The organism is Streptomyces sp. NBC_00873, assembly GCF_045207415.1.
Classification (GTDB): domain Bacteria; phylum Actinomycetota; class Actinomycetes; order Streptomycetales; family Streptomycetaceae; genus Streptomyces.
The window spans coordinates 4,997,701-5,017,769 of the sequence record NZ_CP108803.1; the positions used below are offsets into that span (position 1 = coordinate 4,997,701).

General features: G+C 69.4%; 19 protein-coding genes, 1 tRNA gene and 1 pseudogene. 10 read left to right on the forward strand and 11 right to left on the reverse strand.

The annotated features are described in order from the left end of the window. Nucleotides 1–115 precede the first annotated feature (115 nt). A pseudogene (locus OH809_RS23040) lies at nucleotides 116–351 on the forward strand (site-specific integrase); the annotation flags it as partial. Between the two features lie 166 nt (nucleotides 352–517). On the opposite strand, the gene OH809_RS23045 reads toward OH809_RS23040, so the two are convergent. Then, nucleotides 518–591 (reverse strand) — tRNA-Pro (locus OH809_RS23045). Nucleotides 592–689: 98 nt separating this feature from the next. Beyond that, nucleotides 690–1,628, reverse strand: a complete 939-nt coding sequence (locus tag OH809_RS23050; protein WP_393298198.1) for a metallophosphoesterase — start codon at nucleotides 1,626–1,628, stop codon at nucleotides 690–692. 79 nt (nucleotides 1,629–1,707) lie between these two features. On the opposite strand from OH809_RS23050, the gene OH809_RS23055 reads away from it, so the two are divergent. Continuing rightward, nucleotides 1,708–2,172, forward strand: a complete 465-nt coding sequence (locus OH809_RS23055; RefSeq protein WP_266984209.1) for a GatB/YqeY domain-containing protein — start codon at nucleotides 1,708–1,710, stop codon at nucleotides 2,170–2,172. 82 nt (nucleotides 2,173–2,254) lie between these two features. Here OH809_RS23055 and OH809_RS23060 read toward each other — a convergent pair whose 3' ends face one another. Then, nucleotides 2,255–4,468: a transglycosylase domain-containing protein gene (locus OH809_RS23060; RefSeq protein WP_406420607.1), complete on the reverse strand. Its 2,214-nt coding sequence runs from the start codon at nucleotides 4,466–4,468 to the stop codon at nucleotides 2,255–2,257. A gap of 405 nt (nucleotides 4,469–4,873) precedes the next feature. Here OH809_RS23060 and OH809_RS23065 point away from each other — a divergent pair, with 405 nt between their 5' ends. Next, a complete protein-coding gene (locus OH809_RS23065; RefSeq protein WP_406420606.1) occupies nucleotides 4,874–5,221 on the forward strand; it encodes a WhiB family transcriptional regulator in 348 nt (115 codons plus the stop codon). A gap of 33 nt (nucleotides 5,222–5,254) precedes the next feature. Here the strand turns inward: OH809_RS23065 and OH809_RS23070 are convergent, their stop codons facing one another. Then, a complete protein-coding gene (locus tag OH809_RS23070; protein ID WP_406420605.1) occupies nucleotides 5,255–6,625 on the reverse strand; it encodes an ArsA family ATPase in 1,371 nt (456 codons plus the stop codon). Continuing rightward, complete coding sequence (locus tag OH809_RS23075) at nucleotides 6,622–7,608, reverse strand: ArsA family ATPase (RefSeq protein ID WP_406420604.1); 987 nt, start codon at nucleotides 7,606–7,608, stop codon at nucleotides 6,622–6,624. The genes OH809_RS23070 and OH809_RS23075 overlap by 4 nt, the downstream gene beginning before the upstream one ends. Nucleotides 7,609–7,679: 71 nt before the next feature. Here OH809_RS23075 and OH809_RS23080 point away from each other — a divergent pair, with 71 nt between their 5' ends. From OH809_RS23080 to OH809_RS23095, 4 genes are all read left to right on the forward strand, one after another. Further along, complete coding sequence (locus tag OH809_RS23080) at nucleotides 7,680–7,838, forward strand: DUF4177 domain-containing protein (protein WP_019992579.1); 159 nt, start codon at nucleotides 7,680–7,682, stop codon at nucleotides 7,836–7,838. After that, on the forward strand, nucleotides 7,838–8,308 hold the full coding sequence (locus tag OH809_RS23085) for a RidA family protein (RefSeq protein ID WP_366689322.1): 471 nt from the start codon (nucleotides 7,838–7,840) through the stop codon (nucleotides 8,306–8,308). The genes OH809_RS23080 and OH809_RS23085 overlap by 1 nt, the downstream gene beginning before the upstream one ends. Before the next feature lie 209 nt (nucleotides 8,309–8,517). Continuing rightward, on the forward strand, nucleotides 8,518–9,432 hold the full coding sequence (locus OH809_RS23090; RefSeq protein ID WP_406420603.1) for an NUDIX hydrolase: 915 nt from the start codon (nucleotides 8,518–8,520) through the stop codon (nucleotides 9,430–9,432). Then, a complete protein-coding gene (locus tag OH809_RS23095) occupies nucleotides 9,429–10,259 on the forward strand; it encodes an MBL fold metallo-hydrolase (RefSeq protein ID WP_366133474.1) in 831 nt (276 codons plus the stop codon). Before OH809_RS23090 ends, OH809_RS23095 begins: the two co-directional genes overlap by 4 nt. Before the next feature lie 127 nt (nucleotides 10,260–10,386). Here OH809_RS23095 and OH809_RS23100 read toward each other — a convergent pair whose 3' ends face one another. After that, complete coding sequence (locus OH809_RS23100; protein WP_030925113.1) at nucleotides 10,387–11,061, reverse strand: Crp/Fnr family transcriptional regulator; 675 nt, start codon at nucleotides 11,059–11,061, stop codon at nucleotides 10,387–10,389. Nucleotides 11,062–11,485: 424 nt separating this feature from the next. Between OH809_RS23100 and nth the strand changes: the two genes are divergently transcribed. The 3 genes from nth to OH809_RS23115 all read left to right on the forward strand — a co-directional run bounded on the left by nth (nucleotide 11,486) and on the right by OH809_RS23115 (nucleotide 14,353). Further along, nucleotides 11,486–12,274, forward strand: coding sequence for an endonuclease III (gene nth, locus OH809_RS23105; RefSeq protein WP_406516272.1), 789 nt, complete (start codon nucleotides 11,486–11,488; stop codon nucleotides 12,272–12,274). A 59-nt stretch (nucleotides 12,275–12,333) separates the two neighbouring features. Further along, the gene (locus OH809_RS23110) at nucleotides 12,334–13,059 is read left to right on the forward strand and encodes an NUDIX hydrolase (RefSeq protein WP_406420601.1); all 726 of its coding nucleotides are present in this window, start codon (nucleotides 12,334–12,336) and stop codon (nucleotides 13,057–13,059) included. A gap of 88 nt (nucleotides 13,060–13,147) precedes the next feature. After that, nucleotides 13,148–14,353: a MarP family serine protease gene (locus OH809_RS23115; protein ID WP_406420600.1), complete on the forward strand. Its 1,206-nt coding sequence runs from the start codon at nucleotides 13,148–13,150 to the stop codon at nucleotides 14,351–14,353. A gap of 54 nt (nucleotides 14,354–14,407) precedes the next feature. Here OH809_RS23115 and OH809_RS23120 read toward each other — a convergent pair whose 3' ends face one another. From OH809_RS23120 to acs, 5 genes are all read right to left on the reverse strand, one after another. Beyond that, on the reverse strand, nucleotides 14,408–14,611 hold the full coding sequence (locus OH809_RS23120) for a hypothetical protein (protein ID WP_406420599.1): 204 nt from the start codon (nucleotides 14,609–14,611) through the stop codon (nucleotides 14,408–14,410). A gap of 163 nt (nucleotides 14,612–14,774) precedes the next feature. Then, entirely contained in the window at nucleotides 14,775–15,737 is a 963-nt protein-coding gene (locus tag OH809_RS23125; protein ID WP_406420598.1) for an alpha/beta fold hydrolase, read from the reverse strand. Continuing rightward, nucleotides 15,734–16,273: a phage holin family protein gene (locus OH809_RS23130; protein ID WP_406420597.1), complete on the reverse strand. Its 540-nt coding sequence runs from the start codon at nucleotides 16,271–16,273 to the stop codon at nucleotides 15,734–15,736. The genes OH809_RS23125 and OH809_RS23130 overlap by 4 nt, the downstream gene beginning before the upstream one ends. Before the next feature lie 47 nt (nucleotides 16,274–16,320). After that, nucleotides 16,321–17,727, reverse strand: a complete 1,407-nt coding sequence (gene nhaA / locus OH809_RS23135) for a Na+/H+ antiporter NhaA (protein WP_406515494.1) — start codon at nucleotides 17,725–17,727, stop codon at nucleotides 16,321–16,323. 253 nt (nucleotides 17,728–17,980) lie between these two features. Beyond that, on the reverse strand, nucleotides 17,981–19,978 hold the full coding sequence (gene acs, locus OH809_RS23140) for an acetate--CoA ligase (protein ID WP_406420595.1): 1,998 nt from the start codon (nucleotides 19,976–19,978) through the stop codon (nucleotides 17,981–17,983). Nucleotides 19,979–20,069 lie beyond the last annotated feature (91 nt).

Below are 20,069 nucleotides of genomic sequence, written 5' to 3' on the forward strand. Positions count from 1 at the left end.
CCGTGGAGCCGACCGCCCCCAGCCACAGTGGGTTTCCTCCACCCACGCCCCCGCAGCCGCCGGCGCGCCGCCGGGCGCGGCCAGCCGGGGCGAAGACACGCTTGTTGCGCTGTGATCCGTGCCTCAGGGGCAGGCAGGGCGCCCGTCCAAGGCGCTCACCTTCACCCAGGCGAGGCCGTTCTCAAGGCAGCGGAGGGGACCTCGATGCACGCGTACATCGTCGTCGCCCTGCTGACCGGCGCGCGTACGGAAGAACTGCGAGCCCTCACCTGGGACCACGTTTTCCTCAAGGGCCAGCCGGATGCCGACCCGCCGCAGCCTCCGCACATCGCGGTGTGGCGCTCTGTCCGTGTAGCGGAGCTACCAGGGCTTTGGCCAACGCGGCGAGCGGGCGTGCTGGGCGGCGCGACGGGGCAAAGCTTGCCGGGAGGGGCACTAGTCACGCAGATAGACACACAGCAACGCCAGAGGGCCCTTACCTAGTCGGTAAGGGCCCTCTGGCCTGCTACTTCAGCTGTCGGGGTGGCGGGATTTGAACCCACGACCTCTTCGTCCCGAACGAAGCGCGCTGCCAAGCTGCGCTACACCCCGATTGCCGCCGGTGTCCCGGCGACATCGATTACTTTAGCCCACCGGCGCCCGGAGACGAAATCCGGTTTCTGCTCCGGTGGGCGAGGCGCCCCCGGGTTTCAGTCGCGGGGCGTCAGCGTCAGCAGGGTCGCCTCGGGCGGGCAGGCGAAGCGGACCGGGGTGTAGCGGTTGGTACCGCAGCCTGCGGAGACGTGGAGGTAGGCGCGCCGGTCGCCGACCGTGTGGCTGGAGAGCCCCTTGACCCGGTCCGTGTCCAGGTCGCAGTTGGTGACCAGGGCCCCGTAGAAGGGGATGCAGAGCTGGCCGCCATGGGTGTGACCGGCCAGGATCAGCGGGTAGCCGTCGGCGGTGAAGGCGTCGAGGGTGCGCAGGTACGGGGCGTGGACCACGCCGATGGACAGGTCGGCGCCCGTCTCGGGGCCGCCCGAGACCTCCGCGTACCTGTCGCGCTTGATGTGCGGGTCGTCGAGGCCGGTGAAGGCGAGCTCCAGGCCGTCGAGCTTGAGACGGCCCCGGGTGTTGCTCAGGTCCAGCCAGCCCGCCTCGTCGAACGCATCGCGCATCGGCTCCCACGGGTTGTGGACGACGCCGACCGCGGGGGCGTTGCCGTTGAGGCCGTGCTTGCCCTGGGCCTTCTCGAAGAGGTAGCGGGCCGGGTTACGGAGCTTGGGGCCGTAGTAGTCGTTGGAGCCGAAGACGTACACACCCGGGATCTCCATCAGCGGACCGAGCGCGTCCAGCAGCTCCGGTACGGCCTCCGGGTCGGAGAGATTGTCGCCGGTGTTGACGACGAAGTCCGGGCGCAGGCCGGCCAGCGACTGCAGCCAGCCGCGCTTCTTGCGCTGGCCGCTCACCATGTGGATGTCGGAGACCTGCAGCACGCGCAACGGGCGTGCTCCGTGCGGGAGTACGGGGACGGTGACCCGTCGGAGCCGGAACGAGCGGGCTTCGAAACCTGCCGCGTAAACGAGCCCGGCGGCGCCGACCGCTGCGCCGACTGCCGTGACTTTCAGGGGTACTCCGTAGCGTGCGCGCATATGCCCATCGTCGCAGACACGACGCGGCGACAGGAAAACCGGCGGGCGGTGGCCACCCCGCACCTGCCACAATCAGCACATGACCACGCTCAAGTCCAAGCTCAAGGAAGACCTCACCACGGCCATGAAGGCGCGCGACGAGCTGACCTCGTCGACGCTCCGGCTGACCCTCACCGCGATCACCAAGGAGGAGGTCAGCGGCAAGACGTCGCGTGAGCTCTCCGACGACGAGGTGCAGAAGGTCATCGCCAAGGAGGCGAAGAAGCGCCGCGAGGCGGCCGAGGCTTTCGCCCAGGGCGGCCGGACGGAGCAGGCCGAGCGCGAGAAGGCGGAGGGTGAGCTGCTCGACGCGTACCTGCCGAAGCAGCTCAGTGACGACGAGCTGGGTGCGATCGTCGCGTCGGCGGTCGACGAGGCGAAGGCCGCCGGCGCCGAGGGGCCGCGGGCGATGGGTGCCGTCATGAAGATCGTGAACCCGAAGGTCGCGGGGCGCGCGGACGGCGGCCGGGTGGCCGCCGCGGTGAAGAAGCTCCTCGCGGGCTGAGCGGACCGTACATACGAGGAGGTGGGGTGACCCGGAATGTTCCGGGTCACCCCACCTCCTCGTTCATGGACCGAGCGGCCGGTCAGGGACCCTTCGTGCCGCCGTTACCCGGGCGCGGGGGGCCGTTGTTCCCGCCGATGAGGTCCGGCGAGGCGCTGATGTCGGGGAACGGGTCGTTGCCGTCGCCCCTGTCCCGCCTCCTGTCCCGTCCCCTGCCCCGGCCCTCGTCCGTGTCGTCCGGCGGGTCCGGGATGTTGACGGTGTTGAACGACGGGGCGGGCAGTCCGTTGAGGGCGTTCGTCATGGCGTCGCGCCAGATCGGTCCGGGGACCTGGCCGCCGTACACCTTGTCCCGGTACACGCCACCGATGTTGATGCCCACCATCTTGACCGCCTGGGTCGGACTGCCGACCCAGACGGCGCCGGACATGTTCGGCGTGTAGCCGACGAACCAGGCGTTCCGGCGTTCATCGGTCGTACCCGTCTTGCCCGCGCTGTCGCGGCTCTGCAGACCGGCCTCCTGGCCGGTACCGGAGTCGATCACGCCGAGCAGCAGCGTGTTGACGGTGTCCGCCACGATCGGCGTCATCGCCTGTGTGCAGGTCGACTTCGGCACCGGGAGGGAGGAGCCGTCCGCCTTCTTCACCGACTCGATGGCGATCGGCGTGCAGTACGTGCCGTGATTGGCGAACGCGGCGTACGCGCTGGCCATCGTCAGCGGCGAAAGGCCCTTCGAGCCCAGCGCGATGGCGGGGGACTCGGGGAGCCTGTCCCCGTTGCCCTGCACCACTCCGAGCTTGTCGGTCATCTTCATGACCGGGCACAGGCCGATGTCCTGCACCATCTGGATGAAGTAGGTGTTGACGGACTTCGCCATCGCCTCCTTCAGCGCGTACGGACCGCGCTCCGACTCGTCCTCGTTCGGCACCCGCTCGCCGTTCAGGTTCACGTACGGCTTGTCGCAGGTCTGGACCGTCGGGTAGGGCATCTCATACGGCGACGAATAGACCTGGGTCGCGGGCTTCCCCTGTGCTATGGCGGCTGCCGCGACGAACGGCTTGAACGTCGACCCGGTCGGGAAGCCGTAGTTCGAGCCGCCCATGTCCTTGTTGACCGAGTAGTTGTACTGGGTCTCGTTCGGCCCGAAACCGTACGGCTTGGACTGGCCCATGCCCATGATCTTGCCGGTGCCGGGCTGGACCAGCGTCACGGCGGTGGCGACGTTGTCCGTCTTGTAGACGTGACTCTTGATCGAGTCCTGCACGCCCGCCTGCGCCTGCGGGTCGAGCGTCGTGCGGATCGTGAGTCCGCCCTGGTTCCAGACCTTGGCCCGCTCCTCCTGCGTCTTGCCGTAGACCGGGTCGGTGAGGAAGACCTTGCGGACGTAGTCGCAGAAGAAGGAGGCTCCGCTGGCGGCCGTGATGCAGCCGTTCTTCGGCTTGCTGACCCTCAGCTTGATCGGCGTCGCCTGCGCCTTCTCCGCCGCCGTGTGGGTGATGTTCCCGACGTCCGCCATCCGCTGGAGCACGGTGTTGCGACGCTTGGTCGCCTCCTGTGCGTCGTTGACGGGGTCGTAGCGGCTCGGCGACTGGACGATGCCGGCCAGCAGGGCGGCCTCCTCCAGCTTCAGGTCCTTCGCCGGCTTGGAGAAGTAGCGCTGGGAGGCCGCCTCGATGCCGTACGCCTGCTGCCCGAAGAACGTGATGTTGAGGTAGTTCTCCAGGATCTTCTTCTTGCCGAGCTCCTCCTCGACCTGGATCGCGTACTTCAGCTCCTGGACCTTGCGGCCCATCGTCTGCTGGGTGGCCTGCGCGACCTTGTCCGGGTCGTCGCCCGCCTCCTCGACGAAGACGTTCTTCACGTACTGCTGGGTGAGGGTCGACGCGCCCTGCGCGGTGCCGCCCGCCTGCACGTTGCGGTTCATCGCGCGCAGGATGCCCTTGAGGTCGATCGCCCCGTGCTGATAGAAGCGGGCATCCTCGATCGCGACGATCGCCTTCTGCATGTACGGGGAGATGTCCTTCAGCGGAACGACGGTGCGGTCACGCGAGTAGACCGTCGCAAGCATGCCGCCCTTGCTGTCCAGGATCTTGGTGCGCTGGCTCAGCGGCGGAGTCTTGAGGTTGGCCGGGATCTCGTCGAATCCCTCGACCGTCCCCTTCGCGGCGAGCCCCAGTGCTCCGGCGGCCGGCAGCGCGATGCCTGCGAGCACGACTCCGGAGAGTGCGGCGACACCGAGGAACTTGGCGGCCTGCTGGGTCGCGGTGAGACCCCCGCCCGAGCGGTTCTTTGGCATGGGGGCAGCCTACGTTCTCATTCGCCGGACACGCGTATATGCGTTGGCCTAAGCTGCTCCCAACTGTCACAGCAGTCCGGTTCCGTATCAACCCCATGCAGCATTCGGCCGTGACCGACCACGGTTCGGCCAGCACTTAGGGCGCCCCCGAATCGCCCCATGTGTCATCGAACGTCCGTTGTGACTCAGGTGAATTGTCCCTATTTTGCGGGGAAATTCTTGTATGTCCTCGCCTCACTCCCCTGGGTGATCTGCCGCGTACGCATAGTCCGTTCGGGCCATTCAAGATTGGGCCCGAAGGGGGTGTTGTGCTGTCGCCGCCTTCCGTAACGTCCTCAACTGGCAGCGGTGAATATGCCGCTACCGCCGTGGGGGAGCCTCGATTCGGGAGAGGACGGCGCCGGGATGGGCTGGGTAACCGACTGGAGTGCGCAGGCAGCCTGCCGCACTACCGATCCGGATGAACTGTTCGTACAAGGGGCAGCGCAGAACAGGGCCAAGGCGGTGTGCACCGGTTGCCCGGTGCGGACCGAGTGCCTGGCCGATGCGCTGGACAATCGCGTCGAATTCGGCGTGTGGGGCGGAATGACGGAACGGGAGCGTCGCGCGCTGCTGCGCAGGCGACCCACCGTCACGTCCTGGCGCCGACTGCTGGAGACCGCTCGCAGTGAGTACGAGCGGTCCACGGGCATCCTGCCGGTGGCCATCGGTCTGGACGACGAACTGCACGGGACGTATGCCGCCGTGGGGTAGACCGCTGGGGGTCCACCCGGCCGTCCGGGTGGGTTACGCAGCTCCGGCCGGAGCGGAATCGGCCGCGAGCCGGTCCCCGACGGCCCGCAGTCCTGCGAGGTCGTGCACATCTCCGGGCAGCGCCGCGACTTCGGTCACGGGGACCTCGAGGTGCAGTGCGGTGAAGCGGTCGCGGGTGCGCTGTTCGCGCGCGACCACCTGCATGCGTTCAGCGTGCAGACGCAGCAGGCCTGCGGTCAGCTGCTCGACGGAGACGGCATCAGCCTCTGGTTCGGTGTCAGCATCCTGGGTGTGCTCGGAACGGGCGGGAGAGGGCGGCGACTCGGGGTCTTCGGGAGAGGTGACTGCCGAGTCGGCCGGGTCACGAAGTCCAGCCTTCCCGGTGGTCTGATCCACAATGCCGATGTCGTCAAGATTTTCTGCGGCTGCCAGGGCGCGCTCGGCAGAGAGCCGGGCGGCGTCACTGCCGTGGACCCGGTTGAGGACCAGACCGGCCAGGGGCATGTCTTCCGCGGCCAGCCGTTCCACGAAGTAGGCGGCCTCGCGCAGTGCGTCCCGCTCCGGTGTCGCGACGACGAGGAACGCCGTGCCGGGCGCTTGCAGCAGCCTGTACGTGGCATCCGCCCGGGTCCGGAATCCACCGAACATGGTGTCCATCGCCGCGACGAACGTCTGTACGTCGCGCAGGAACTGGCCACCCAGCAGCTTGCCGAGCGTTCCCGTCATCATCGACATGCCGACGTTGAGGAACTTCATCCCGGCCCGGCCGCCCATCTTCGCCGGAGCCATCAGCAGCTTGATGAACTTCCCGTCCAGGAACGAGCCGAGCCGCTTGGGCGCGTCCAGGAAGTCCAGCGCGGAACGCGACGGCGGGGTGTCGACAACGATCAGGTCCCACTCGTTGCGCGCCCGCAGCTGCCCCAGCTTCTCCATCGCCATGTACTCCTGCGTGCCCGCGAAACCGGCCGACAGGGACTGGTAGAAGGGGTTCTCCAGGATCGCGCGCGCCCGTTCGCCCTCCGCGTACGCCTCGACGATCTCGTCGAAGGTCCGCTTCATGTCGAGCATCATGGCGTGCAGTTCACCGCCGCCCTCACCGGCGCTCTCGATGCCCGGCACCCGGCGCGGGACGTTGTCCAGCGAGAGAATGCCCATGGACTGGGCGAGCCTGCGGGCCGGGTCGATGGTGAGGACGACGACCTTCCGGCCGCGCTCGGCGGCCCGTACACCCAGCGCCGCCGCGGTCGTGGTCTTGCCGACGCCGCCCGAGCCGCAGCACACGATGATCCGGATGTCCGGATCGTCGAGCAGCGCGTCGGTGTCCAGCGCGGGCGCGGTGGCCGTGGCTGTGCCTGTACCGGCGTCCGTACGCGCATCGGTGCCCGGTTCCGTACCCGTTCTCATGCACCCACCCCTTGGCCCGCCTCTTCGTCGACGCCCTGCTTGCGGAGTTCGACCGCCAGGTCGTACAGACCGGGCAGGTCCACGCCTTCGCCGATCAGCGGAAGTTCGTTGGTCGGCAGCTCCAGACCCGCGAGGGCCGCGCGCTGCTCGCGCTCCAGCTCGACCCGCTGGGCATGCTCGGAGGCCTGCTCGATCAGCGGACGTACCAGCGCCGCGGACCCGGTCACGCCCGCCCGGGTGAGCGCCTTGGCGATCTCCTTGCGGCGGCTCCCGGAGGCGGTACGCAGCGCGTCCTCGTCCAGCAGATGCGGCCGCACCATGTTCACGATGACCTTGCCCACCGGCAGTTCGGCCGCCCGCAGCTCCGCGACGCCGTCCGCGGTCTCCTGGACCGGCATCTCCTCCAGCAGCGTCACCAGGTGGACCGCCGTCTCCGGGGACTTCAGCACCCGCATCACGGCCTGCGCCTGATTGTGTATCGGGCCGATCCGGGCCAGCCCCGCCACCTCGTCGTTCACATTGAGGAAGCGCGTGATGCGGCCGGTGGGCGGCGCATCCATGATCACGTAGTCGTATCTGTACCGGCCCTGCTTGTCCTTGCGGCGTACGGCTTCGCAGGCCTTGCCCGTCAGCAGCACGTCCCGTACACCGGGTGCGATCGTCGTGGCGAAGTCGATCGCACCGAGCTTCTTGAGCGCCCGGCCCGCGCTGCCGAGCTTGTAGAACATCTGGAGGTAGTCGAGGAGTGCACGCTCCGCGTCGATTGCGAGGGCGTACACCTCGCCGCCGCCCGGCGCGACGGCGATCTTGCGCTCCTCGTACGGAAGGGAATCCGCCTCGAAGAGCTGGGCGATGCCCTGCCTGCCCTCGACCTCGACGAGGAGGGTGCGCTTGCCCTCGGTCGCGAGGGCGAGCGCGAGGGCGGCGGCGACCGTGGTCTTACCGGTACCGCCCTTGCCGCTGACGACCTGGAACCTGCTCACGTATTCGAGCCTAACCAGTACGGCCCCGGGCTACGCACGAGCCCGTACGTGCCAGGCATTACAGTCGGCCTATGACCAAGTGGGAATACGCGACCGTGCCGCTTCTCGTGCACGCGACGAAGCAGATTCTGGACACCTGGGGCGAGGACGGCTGGGAGCTGGTCCAGGTCGTTCCCGGCCCGAACAACCCCGAGCAGCTCGTGGCCTACCTGAAGCGGGAGAAGCCGTAATGGCGGGCGCCGTCGAGGCGAAGCTCGCCGAACTCGGACTGACGCTGCCGGACGTCGTACCGCCGCTCGCCTCGTATCAGCCGGCCGTCCAGTCCGGTGTGTACGTGTACACGTCGGGCCAGCTGCCCATGGTGGAGGGCAAGCTTCCGGTCACCGGCAAGGTCGGTGCGGAGGTCACGCCGGACGAGGCCAAGGAGCTGGCCAGGACCTGCGCGCTCAACGCGCTGGCCGCCGTGAAGTCGGTCGCGGGCGACCTGGACCGGATCAAGCGGGTCGTGAAGGTCGTGGGCTTCGTCGCCTCGGCCTCCGACTTCACCGGGCAGCCCGCCGTGATCAACGGTGCGAGCGAGCTGCTCGGCGCGGTGCTCGGCGACAAGGGCGTGCACGCGCGCAGCGCCGTGGGCGTCGCGGTGCTGCCGCTGGACGCGCCGGTCGAGGTCGAGGTGCAGGTCGAGCTGGACGGGGCCTGAGCCGCTGCCGCAGTGAGGCGGGTACCTCCGTGATCCATGATCCCGCCCGGTCCGTGCGACCGGGCGGGATCACGCGTTTCACGGCCGGTCCGTGCGGCCGGGCGGGATCACGCGTTTCACGGTCCCGGGTCCATGTGTGAAGTGTGTCGCGTCCCGTGCGCCCCTTGCTGCCTCTCGAACATCGTCGCGGTTCCGGATAGCCTCCGGCCATGTCCAATGGTCAGTGGTACCCACCGGAATGGCCCGACCGGATCCGGGCACTCGCCGCAGGCGAGCTCACGGCCGCGACGCCCCGGCGCGCTGCCACCGTGATGCTGCTCCGGGACCCCGCTGACACCGAGGGCGGGCCCACCGTCCACATGCTGCGCCGCCGCACCTCCATGGCTTTTGCCGGAGGTGCGTACGCCTATCCGGGTGGCGGCGTCGACCCGCGCGACGACGACCGCCTCGTCGGCTGGGCCGGACCCGCGCTGGAGCTCTGGGCCGAGCGGCTCGGCGTCGGTACGGTCACCGAGGCGCAGGCCATCGTCTGTGCAGCGGTCCGTGAGACGTACGAGGAGTCGGGTGTTCTCCTTGCCGGGCCGACCGCCGACACCGTCGTCAGCGACACCACGGGCGCCGACTGGGAGGCGGACCGCGAGGCCCTCGTCGCCCGCGAGCTGTCCTTCGCCGAGTTCCTGGACCGGCGCGGGCTCGTACTCCGCTCCGATCTGCTCGCGGCGTGGGCGCGCTGGATCACGCCCGAGTTCGAACCCCGGCGCTACGACACCTGGTTCTTCGTCGCCGCGCTCCCCGAGGGCCAGCGCACCCTCTCCCATGGCCCTGAAGGCGTGGGAGGTGCCCCCTCCGCCTCCACCGAGGCCGACCTCGCGCTATGGATCTCCCCGGCGGACGCCACCGACGGATACGACCGGGGCGAGCTGCTCATGATGCCGCCGACCGTGTCGACGCTGCGTCAGCTGCGCCCGTACGGCACCGCTGCCGAGGCGCTGAAGGCCGCGTCCTCCCAGAACCTCACCCCCGTACTGGCACAGGCCCGGCTGGAGGACGGCGAACTGGTGCTGAGCTGGCCGGGGCACGACGAATTCACCAAGCACGTCCCGACCGGAGATGGTTCCGCATGAGCGACGCAGCAGCGCTGCCCGGGCAGCCGCGCGGCGGGGTCCTCTCCGGCCCCGCGACCGCCCGTACGGTCAACGTCCTCGCCCCCAACGCCTCGGCGATGACGCTCGACGGCACCAACACCTGGATCGTCGCCGAGCCCGACTCCGACCTCGCGGTCGTCATCGACCCGGGCCCACTGGACGACAGCCATCTGCAGGCCGTCATCGACACCGCCGAGCGCGCCGGCCGGCGGATCGGCCTCACCCTCCTCACCCACGGTCACCCCGACCACGCGGAGGGCGCGGCGCGCTTCGCCGAACTGACCCGTACGGCGGTGCGGGCGCTGGACCCGGCGCTGCGGCTCGGCGAGGAGGGGCTGACGACGGGCGACGTGATCACCACCGGAGGGCTCGAACTGCGGGTGGTCCCGACCCCGGGGCACACCTCCGACTCGCTCTCCTTCCATCTGCCCGCCGACCGGGCGGTGCTGACCGGCGACACGATCCTCGGGCGCGGCACCACGCTCGTCGCGCACCCGGACGGGCGGCTCGGCGACTACCTCGACTCGCTGCGGCGGCTGCGCTCGCTGGCGGTCGACGACGGGGTGCACACGGTGCTGCCGGGGCACGGTCCGGTCCTGGACGACGCACAGGGCGCGGTCGAGTTCTATCTCGCCCACCGCGCGCACCGGCTCGCCCAGGTGGAGACGGCGGTGGAGGCCGGGCACCGCTCGGCCACGGAGGTGGTGGCGTACGTGTACGCGGACGTGGACCGGTCGCTGTGGCCCGCGGCGGAGCTGTCGGTGCGGGCGCAGCTGGAGTACCTGGGCGAGCACGGGCTGATCTGAGCCGCTGATACGCCCGTGGCGCTGATATCGGGGCTGCGAGGCGCCGACGCGTGGCCGAGGCGCCGTGACGCGCGAGAGGCCCCGCCGTCCGGCGGGGCCTCTCCCGTCGTGAGGGGGTGGTGTCCGGCTAGCGCGAACGCTTCGCCAGGCGCTCCACATCCAGCAGGATCACGGCGCGCGCCTCCAGGCGGAGCCAGCCGCGGCCCGCGAAGTCGGCAAGCGCCTTGTTGACCGTCTCGCGGGAGGCGCCGACCAGCTGGGCCAGCTCTTCCTGGGTCAGGTCGTGGACGACGTGGATGCCTTCCTCCGACTGGACGCCGAACCGGCGCGACAGGTCGAGGAGGGCGCGGGCGACACGGCCCGGTACGTCGGAGAAGACCAGGTCGGACATCTGGTCGTTGGTCTTGCGCAGTCGGCGGGCGACTGCGCGCAGCAGGGCCGTGGCCACCTCGGGGCGGGCGTTCAGCCAGGGCTGGAGGTCGCCGTGGCCGAGGCCGAGGAGCTTGACCTCGGTCAGCGCGGTGGCGGTGGCGGTGCGCGGGCCCGGGTCGAAGAGCGACAGCTCACCGATCAGCTCGCCGGGGCCGAGGACGGCCAGCATGTTCTCGCGTCCGTCAGGGGACGTGCGGTGGAGCTTCACCTTGCCCTCGGTGACCACGTACAGGCGGTCACCCTGGTCGCCCTCGTGGAAGAGAGCGTCGCCGCGTGCGAGGGTCACCTCACTCATCGAGGCGCGGAGCTCCGCGGCCTGTTCATCATCGAGCGCCGCGAAAAGCGGGGCGCGCCGCAGAACGTCGTCCACGAGTTCTCTCCTTGTCGGCCTGTTCAGGGAACCGTGGTCCCCATCATGCCGGACGGTAAAACAGTGCGATCAATCACAAACCAGTTTGACGCACGGGCGCGCCCCATCACGCGGCAGGGGGCCGATTGGGGACGGATCCACAGTGACCGGGGCGGATGTCAGTGCCTGGCTCTAGGCTGGCCAGGTGTCCAACAAGCCGGTGAGAGCGCAGGCCAAGGGGGCTGATGGGGTGTCGGAAGACCGTGATTCCGCTGTGGGCGAACAGTCTACGAGTCAACCGGCAAAAGCCGCAAAACGCCCGACTCGGGAGTCGGTGAAGTCGGTGAAGGCCGGGGGGCCCGCGAAGGCGTCCACCGGGCCCGCAAAGAAGGCCGGAGCATCGGCGAAGACGTCCGGGGCGTCCGGGAAGACGGTCGGGGCAGCGGTGAAGCCGGGAAGGTCCGGGAAGCCGGAGTCGCACCTCGCGATGGTCCGCCGCGCCCGCCGGATCAACCGCGAGCTCGCCGAGGTCTATCCGTATGCCCACCCGGAGCTGGACTTCCGGAACCCCTTCGAGCTCCTGGTCGCCACGGTCCTCTCCGCCCAGACCACCGATCTGAGAGTCAACCAGACCACCCCCGCGCTGTTCGCCGCCTACCCGACGCCCGAGGACATGGCGGCGGCCGTCCCCGAGGAGCTGGAGGAGATCATCCGCCCGACCGGCTTCTTCCGGGCCAAGGCCAGGTCGCTGATAGGGCTCTCCGCGTCCCTCAGGGACAACTTCGGCGGTGAGGTCCCGGGGCGGCTCGCGGACCTGGTCACGCTGCCCGGCGTCGGCCGCAAGACCGCCAATGTCGTCCTCGGCAATGCCTTCGGCGTCCCCGGCATCACGGTCGACACCCACTTCGGCCGGCTGGTCCGCCGCTGGAAGTGGACGGAGCAGGAGGACGCGGAGAAGGTCGAGGCGGAGATCGCCGCGATCTTCCCCAAGAGCGAGTGGACGATGCTCTCGCACCGCGTCGTCTTCCACGGCCGCCGCATCTGCCACGCCCGCAGGCCCGCCTGCGGTGCCTGCCCGATCGCCCCGCTCTGCCCTTCGTACGGCGAGGGCGAGACGGATCCGGAGAAGGCCCGGAAGCTCCTGAAGTACGAGATGGGCGGACAGCCCGGCCAGCGGCTGAGCCCGCCGCCCGACTACCCGGGCAAGCCCGCGCCGGCGCTGGGAGCCGGGTGACGGGGCGCCCTTCCGGAACGAAATGCGCGACCGCAGGCGTTGTGAGACGAGGGGTGCCTATGAAGACGCACGAACAGAGCCAGGTGGAGGATCACTCCGCAGGTGTGGGCCGGGACGACGCGATCGCCGTCTCGACGGACGGGCTGCCCGAGTGGCTCGAGCCCGTCGCCCGCGCCGCACGGACCATCGAGCCCCAGCAGCTCAGCCGCTTTCTGCCGCCCGAGAGCGGCGCCGGGCGCCAGTCCGCCGTCCTTGTCCTGTTCGGTGAGGGCGAGCGCGGGCCCGAGCTGCTCCTGATGGAGCGATCAGGCTCACTTCGTTCCCACCCCGGGCAGCCCTCCTTCCCCGGGGGAGCCCTGGACCCCGAGGACGGCGACCAGGCGACCGCAGGGCCGCTCAGGGCGGCTCTGCGGGAGGCCGAGGAGGAGACCGGACTCGATGCGCGCGGCGTCCAGCTCTTTGCTGTGCTGCCCCGGCTCTACATCCCGGTGAGCAGTTTCGTCGTCACGCCCGTACTTGGCTGGTGGCGGGCGCCGAGTCCGGTCGGGGTCGTCGATCCGGCCGAGACCGCCCGGGTCTTCACGGTTCCCGTGGCGGATCTCACTGATCCGGCCAATCGGGTGACGACGGTGCACCCCAGCGGTCACCGAGGCCCGGCATTCCTGGTCGAATCTGCACTGGTCTGGGGTTTCACCGCCGGGGTGATCGACCGCATTCTGCACTTCGCGGGCTGGGAGCGCCCCTGGGACGGGACCAGGCAGGTGCCGCTCGACTGGCGCGCATGACAGGCTGACTTCCGTGCTGGGCCGTTCGGGCCTGCCCGGTCCCAGCCGAACGAACGGGTCCGGTGACGAATCTGCGAGGCAATAGACGGTGAACGTGCTGGACATCCTGCTGCTGGCCGGCGCCGTGTGGTTCGCAGTGATCGGCTACCGCCAGGGCTTCGTCGTCGGCATCCTGTCGGTCATCGGCTTCCTGGGTGGCGGCCTGGTCGCCGTCTATCTGCTGCCGGTCCTGTGGGACCAGCTGACGGACGGCTCCGAGATCTCCTCCACGGCCGCCGTGGTCGCGGTCATCATCGTGATCGTGTGCGCCTCCGTCGGCCAGGCATTCACCACCCACCTCGGCAACAAACTCCGGCGGTACATCACGTGGTCGCCCGCCCGCGCCCTCGATGCCACCGGCGGCGCACTCGTCAATGTGGTCGCGATGCTGCTGGTGGCGTGGCTGATCGGTTCCGCACTGGCGGGCACGTCGCTGCCGACGCTGGGCAAGGAGGTGCGTAACTCCTCGGTGCTGCTCGGGATCTCCCGGGTGATGCCCGCCCAGGCCTCCACCTGGTTCACGGACTTCTCCTCCGTCCTCGCGCAGAACGGCTTCCCGCAGGTCTTCAGCCCCTTCGCCAACGAGCCGATCACCGAGGTCAAGGCCCCGGATCCGGCCCTGGCCGGCAGCCCCGTCGCGGCCCGCGCCAAGCAGTCCATCGTCAAGGTCGTCGGTACAGCCCCGGGCTGCGGCAAGGTCCTCGAAGGCACCGGCTTCGTCTTCTCCGACCGCCGGGTGATGACCAACGCCCATGTCGTCGGCGGCGTCGACGAGCCGACCGTCCAGATCGGCGGCCAGGGGCGGCTGTACGACGCGAAGGTCGTCCTCTACGACTGGCAGCGCGACATCGCCGTACTCGACGTCCCGGACCTCGACGCGAAGCCGCTGAAGTTCACCGATACGGACCACGACGCCGCGACGGGGAACGACGCCATCGTCGCGGGCTTCCCGGAGAACGGCTCGTACGACGTACGCTCCGCGCGCGTCCGCGGCCGCATCGACGCCGACGGCCCGGACATCTACCACCGGGGCACCGTCCGCCGCGATGTGTACTCGCTCTTCGCGACGGTCCGCCAGGGCAACTCCGGCGGACCGCTGCTGACCCCCGACGGCAAGGTGTACGGAGTCGTCTTCGCCAAGTCGCTGGACGACCCCGACACGGGCTACGCCCTGACCGCCGACGAGATCCGCCAGGACATCGCCCACGGCCGCACCGCCAACCAGCAGGTCGACAGCCAGGCGTGCGCGCTGTAGGGAAACGGACAGGGGTCGGCCCGGGTCCGTCCGTGTGATCAGGTCAGGACTGCGTCATCCGCGGGGATGGCGCAGCCGCGCCGAGACCCAGCGGGCCCGGCGGCGGAGAATGTGCGGAATACCCAGCTGGGGATCATGCAGGTCATGCACACCGAGCACCCGGCCCTGAGGGCCGTCCCCCTCATGAATGCCCGGATCCGCCGTAGCGGTCGAGCGACGATTGCGTGCTGTGTCACCGAAGTCGTGCGTCCAGCCCATACCCCGACGTCTGCCCGTGCCTCATGGTCGGTAATCGTGCGGGCGCCAGCCAATTGGCCTATGCGCCGGGCAATTGGCTGTTCGTCGGACAACCGTGCTCTTCCGGCCACCGGTTGGTCGCGACCGGTTACGTGTCCGGCCGCCCCCAGGGCCTGTCCCGGGGCTACCGGTCGGGCTCGGGATCCTTGAGCCAGTTGATGAGTTCGGTCGAGAATCCGGCCGGATCCTCCTCGTGCGGGAAGTGCCCCAGACCATCGAAAAGTCGCCAACGGTACGGCGCTTCGACGTACTCGCCGGACCCCGCCGCACTCCGCGTACGGGCCACCGGATCGAGCGAACCGTGCAGATGCAGCGTCGGCACCCGTACCGGGCGCTTCATCCGGCGGTTGAACTGGATGCCGTCCGGGCGCGCCATGGAGCGCACCATCCAGCGGTACGGCTCGATCGAGCAGTGAGCCGTCGACGGGATGCACATCGCACGCCGGTAGACGTCCACCGTCGCGTCGTCGGGGAACCCGGGCGTCCGCGGACCCGACCAGTCGCGGATCAGCCGGCCCACCAAGGCCCCGTCGTCCGCGACGAGCTGACGCTCCGGCACCCAGGGGCGCTGGAAACCCCAGATGTACGAGCCCGCCCGGGACTGCGCGAAGTCGGAGAGCATCGAGGACCGCCACCGGCGCGGATGCGGCATCGAGGAGACCACCAGCCGACGCACCAGCTTGGGCCGCATCACCGCGGCTGTCCAGGCGAGGTATCCGCCCATGTCATGGCCGACCAGCGCCGCGTCCGGCTCACCGAGCGACCGGATCACGCCGGTGACGTCGAGGGCCAGGTTGGCGGGGTCGTACCCCCGCGGCGTACGGTCGCTGCCGCCCACCCCGCGCAGATCCATCGCGACGGCACGGAACCCGGCGTCGGCGAGCGCGGTCAGCTGATGGCGCCAGGTCCACCAGAACTGCGGGAAGCCGTGCAGCAGCAGTACCAGAGGGCCGTCGCCCAACTCGGCGATGTGGAAGCGTGCCCCGTTGGCCGCCACATCCCGGTGGACCCAGGGACCGTCGATCCGTACGGGACTGCCGGAGCCGGGGCCTGTGGGGCCGAATGCGCTGGAATCGGGGACGGTCATGTGGACGAGCGTGCCACAGCGGACGCCTCCTCCTTGACCGCGGACTTCGCTCCGGCCTTCTCCGTCCGCGTGCTGCCCGAGGCGGTGACGGCCGGGAGACCGGCACTCGCGGTGATCGCCGGACGCGGGTGCGGCTTGACGCCCTGCAGCAGGGCCGCCGACTGCTTGGCCGACGCCATCGACTTCTCCGGCGGCTTGACCTTCTTGAACGTGGCCTTGGCGATCAGGAAGAGCACGATCGCCAGCAGGATGAACGCACCGCCCACGATCAGGAACGACCAGGCGAGCCCGAGGCCCAGGTTGTGGATTCCGTACGCCGCCGCGAAGCTCAGCACCGGCACCGCGAACAGGATCAGCACTCCCGCGACGATGGACGCCACACTGCCGGTCACACCCCGCTTGACGTCCTGCCGCATCTCGGCCTTGGCCAGGGCGATCTCGTCGTGCACCAGCGCGGACATCTCGGCCGTCGCCGAGGCGACCAGCTGCCCGAGACTGCGGTCGGCGCTGCCCGCGTAGTTGCCGGGGTCGCTCATCCCTGACTCCCTCTTCTGCTCTCCTGCTCAACACATCTGGTGTCAGATCATGCCGGACTGTCCGGCTTGCTGCTCGCCACCCCCGCCACTTGGGCAAGGCGTCGGTGCTCTGCGGCCTTCTTCTCGTAGATCGCGGCCATCCGGAGGTGGTACGCCGGATCGTCCTGTTCGTAGATGTCGGGTACCCCGTCCTCGTCCTCGTCGCGCTCCTCCGCCTCGTACAGCGCCCGGTAGGTACGTACCCGGAGTTTGAGCAGCACACCGGAGAACATGGCTGCTATCAGCGACCCCAGCAGCACGGCTGCCTTGATCTCGTTCTCGATGAACGCGTCGCCCCCGAACGCCAGCTCGCCGATGAGCAGCGAGACGGTGAAGCCGATCCCGGCGAGTGAGGCGACCGCGAAGACGTCCGCCCAGGCCAGGTCCTTGTTCAGCTCCGCCTTGGTGAAGCGGGCGGCCAGCCACGTACCGCCGAAGATGCCGACCGTCTTGCCGACGACGAGCCCCAGCACGACACCGAGCGTCTCGGGCCGCGTGAAGACGTTCGCCACCGCGTCGCCGGAGAGCGACACCCCGGCCGAGAACAGCGCGAACAGCGGCACGGCGAGACCGGCCGACAGCGGGCGCATCAAGTGTTCGATGTGCTCGCCGGGGGAGTGCGCCTCGCCCTCGCGCCGGGTGCAGCGCAGCATCAGCCCCATGGCGACACCGGCGATGGTGGCGTGGATGCCGCTGTTGTACATCAGGCCCCAGATGACCAGCGCGAGCGGGATGTAGACGTACCAGCCGCGCACGTTCTTGCGCAGCAGGAGGTAGAAGACGGCGAGGCCGACGAAGGCGCCGGCGAGCGCGGCGAGGTCGATGTCGTCGGTGAAGAAGACCGCGATGATCAGGATCGCGAAGAGGTCGTCGACGACGGCGAGCGTGAGCAGGAAGGCGCGGAGCGCGGACGGCAGCGAGGTGCCGATGACCGCGAGCACAGCGAGCGCGAAGGCGATATCGGTGGCCGTGGGGACGGCCCACCCTGCGGTCGAACCGCCGCCGATCACGGTCACCAGCGTGTAGACGACGGCCGGCACGGCCATTCCGCACACGGCGGCGATGACCGGCAGCGCGGCCGCCTTGGGATCGCGCAGCTCACCTGCGACCAGTTCGCGCTTGAGCTCGACGCCCGCGACGAAGAAGAAGACCGCGAGCAGCCCGTCGGCCGCCCAGTGCTGCACGGAGAGATTCAGCCCCAGGGAACCCGGACCGAAGTGGAAGTCGCTGAGGGCCCGGTAACTGGAGCCGAAGGTGTTCACCCAGACCAGCGCCGCGACGGCGGCGACCAGCAGGATGACTCCGCCGACGGTCTCGGTGCGCAGGGCGTCCGCGAGGTAGTTCCGCTCGGGGAGGGAGAGGCGCCCCAGGAAGGTGCGGCGGGACGGCGGGGGTGTGGGAGCGGGCGCGGCCACGAGTGGAGACCTCCGGGTCGGTACGGCAGCGATGGCATGGCTGATGCACTTGCCGACCAGACTTCCCGGCACACCCTGTGGAGATTTCTTGATGTGTTGTTGACGTTGCTGCCACTGTACCCGGGGGTGTGCGGGGGGCGTATCCAGTGGTCTTCACCTTAAATGCCCGAGGGGCACCCGGCGCGTTGCCGGATGCCCCTCGGGTTCGTACACGTACGTCGGCCGGTGCTCCGGCCTTCTGCCTGTGCCTCTGTCAGTCCTCGGACGACGACGTCGGCAGCTGCGTCTGGATGAGGTCCATCACCGAGGAGTCGGTGAGCGTGGTGACGTCGCCCAGCTCGCGGTTCTCGGCAACGTCACGCAGCAGACGCCGCATGATCTTGCCGGAGCGGGTCTTCGGCAGCTCGGCCACCGGCAGGATCCGCTTCGGCTTGGCGATCGGGCCGAGCGTGGCACCGACGTGATTGCGCAGGTCCGCGACGAGCTCGTCGGACGCGGACGCCGTACCACGCAGTATCACGAACGCGACGATGGCCTGACCGGTCGTCTCGTCGGCCGCGCCGACCACGGCCGCCTCGGCGACCGCCGGGTGCGACACGAGTGCCGACTCGACCTCGGTCGTCGAGATGTTGTGCCCGGACACGAGCATCACGTCGTCGACCCGGCCGAGCAGCCAGATGTCGCCGTCCTCGTCCTTCTTGGCGCCGTCGCCCGCGAAGTACTTGCCCTCGAAGCGCGACCAGTACGTGTCGATGAAGCGCTGGTCGTCGCCCCAGATGGTGCGGAGCATCGACGGCCACGGCTCGGTGAGGACGAGGTAGCCGCCCCCGCCGTTCTCCACCTCGTGGGCCTCGTCGTCGACGACGGTGGCGGAGATGCCGGGCAGGGCGCGCTGCGCCGAACCGGGCTTGGTGTCCGTGACACCGGGAAGCGGCGAAATCATCATCGCGCCGGTCTCGGTCTGCCACCAGGTGTCCACGACCGGGCACCTGTCGGCGCCGATGTGCTTGCGGTACCACATCCATGCCTCGGGGTTGATCGGCTCACCGACCGAACCGAGGACCCGCAGCGAGGACAGGTCGAACTTGGCGGGGATGTCGTCTCCCCACTTCATGAACGTACGGATCGCGGTCGGCGCGGTGTAGAGGATCGTGACGCCGTACTTCTGCACGATCTCCCAGAAACGCCCCTGATGGGGGGTGTCGGGCGTGCCCTCGTACATGACCTGCGTCGCGCCGTTGGCCAGCGGTCCGTACACGATGTACGAGTGCCCGGTCACCCAGCCGATGTCGGCCGTGCACCAGTAGACATCGGTCTCCGGCTTGAGGTCGAAGACCGCGTTGTGGGTGTACGCGGTCTGCGTGAGGTAGCCGCCGGAGGTGTGCAGGATGCCCTTCGGCTTACCCGTCGTACCCGAGGTGTAGAGGATGAAGAGCGGCTGCTCCGCCTCGAAGGCCTCGGGGGTGTGCTCGGCGGACTGGCGGCCGGTGATCTCGTGCCACCAGACGTCGCGGCCCTCGGTCCACGCGGTGTCCTGGCCGGTGCGCCGCACCACGAGGACATGCTCGACGCTGTCGATACGGGATACGGCGTCGTCGACCGCAGGCTTCAGCGCCGACGGCTTGCCGCGGCGGTAGCCGCCGTCGGCGGTGATGACGACCTTGGCGTCCGCGTCCTGGATGCGGGCGGCGATGGCGTCGGCGGAGAAGCCGCCGAAGACCACCGAGTGCGCGGCACCGATGCGCGCGCAGGCCAGCATCGCGACGGCGGCCTCGGGGATCATCGGCAGGTAGACAGCGACCCGGTCGCCCTTGCCGACACCGAGCTCGGTGAGGGCGTTGGCGGCGCGGGAGACCTCGTCCTTCAGCTCCGCGTAGGTGATCGCACGGCTGTCGCCGGGCTCGCCCTCGAAGTGGATAGCGACCCGGTCGCCATTGCCCGCCTCGACGTGGCGGTCCACGCAGTTGTACGCGACGTTCAGCTTGCCGTCCGCGAACCACTTCGCGAAGGGCGGGTTGCTCCAGTCGAGCGTCTCGGTCGGCTCCGTGGCCCAGGTCAGGCGCCGGGCCTGCTCGGCCCAGAAGCCCAGCCGGTCCGCCCCGGCCTGCTCGTACGCCTCCGCTGTGACGTTGGCGTTCGCGGCCAGATCGGCAGGCGGTGCGAACCGCCGCTCCTCCTTGAGCAGATTGGCCAGGCTTTCGTTGCTCACGACATCTCCCATTCCCAGGGTGTCCGTTGTGTCCCGGGGCATAGCTCATCAGTCCAGGGGCCAGGTGACAAGTGTCTGCCAGGAATTGGTTTAGACCTGTGTTTTCGTGTATGGGGCACGGTCCCGCTCCCCC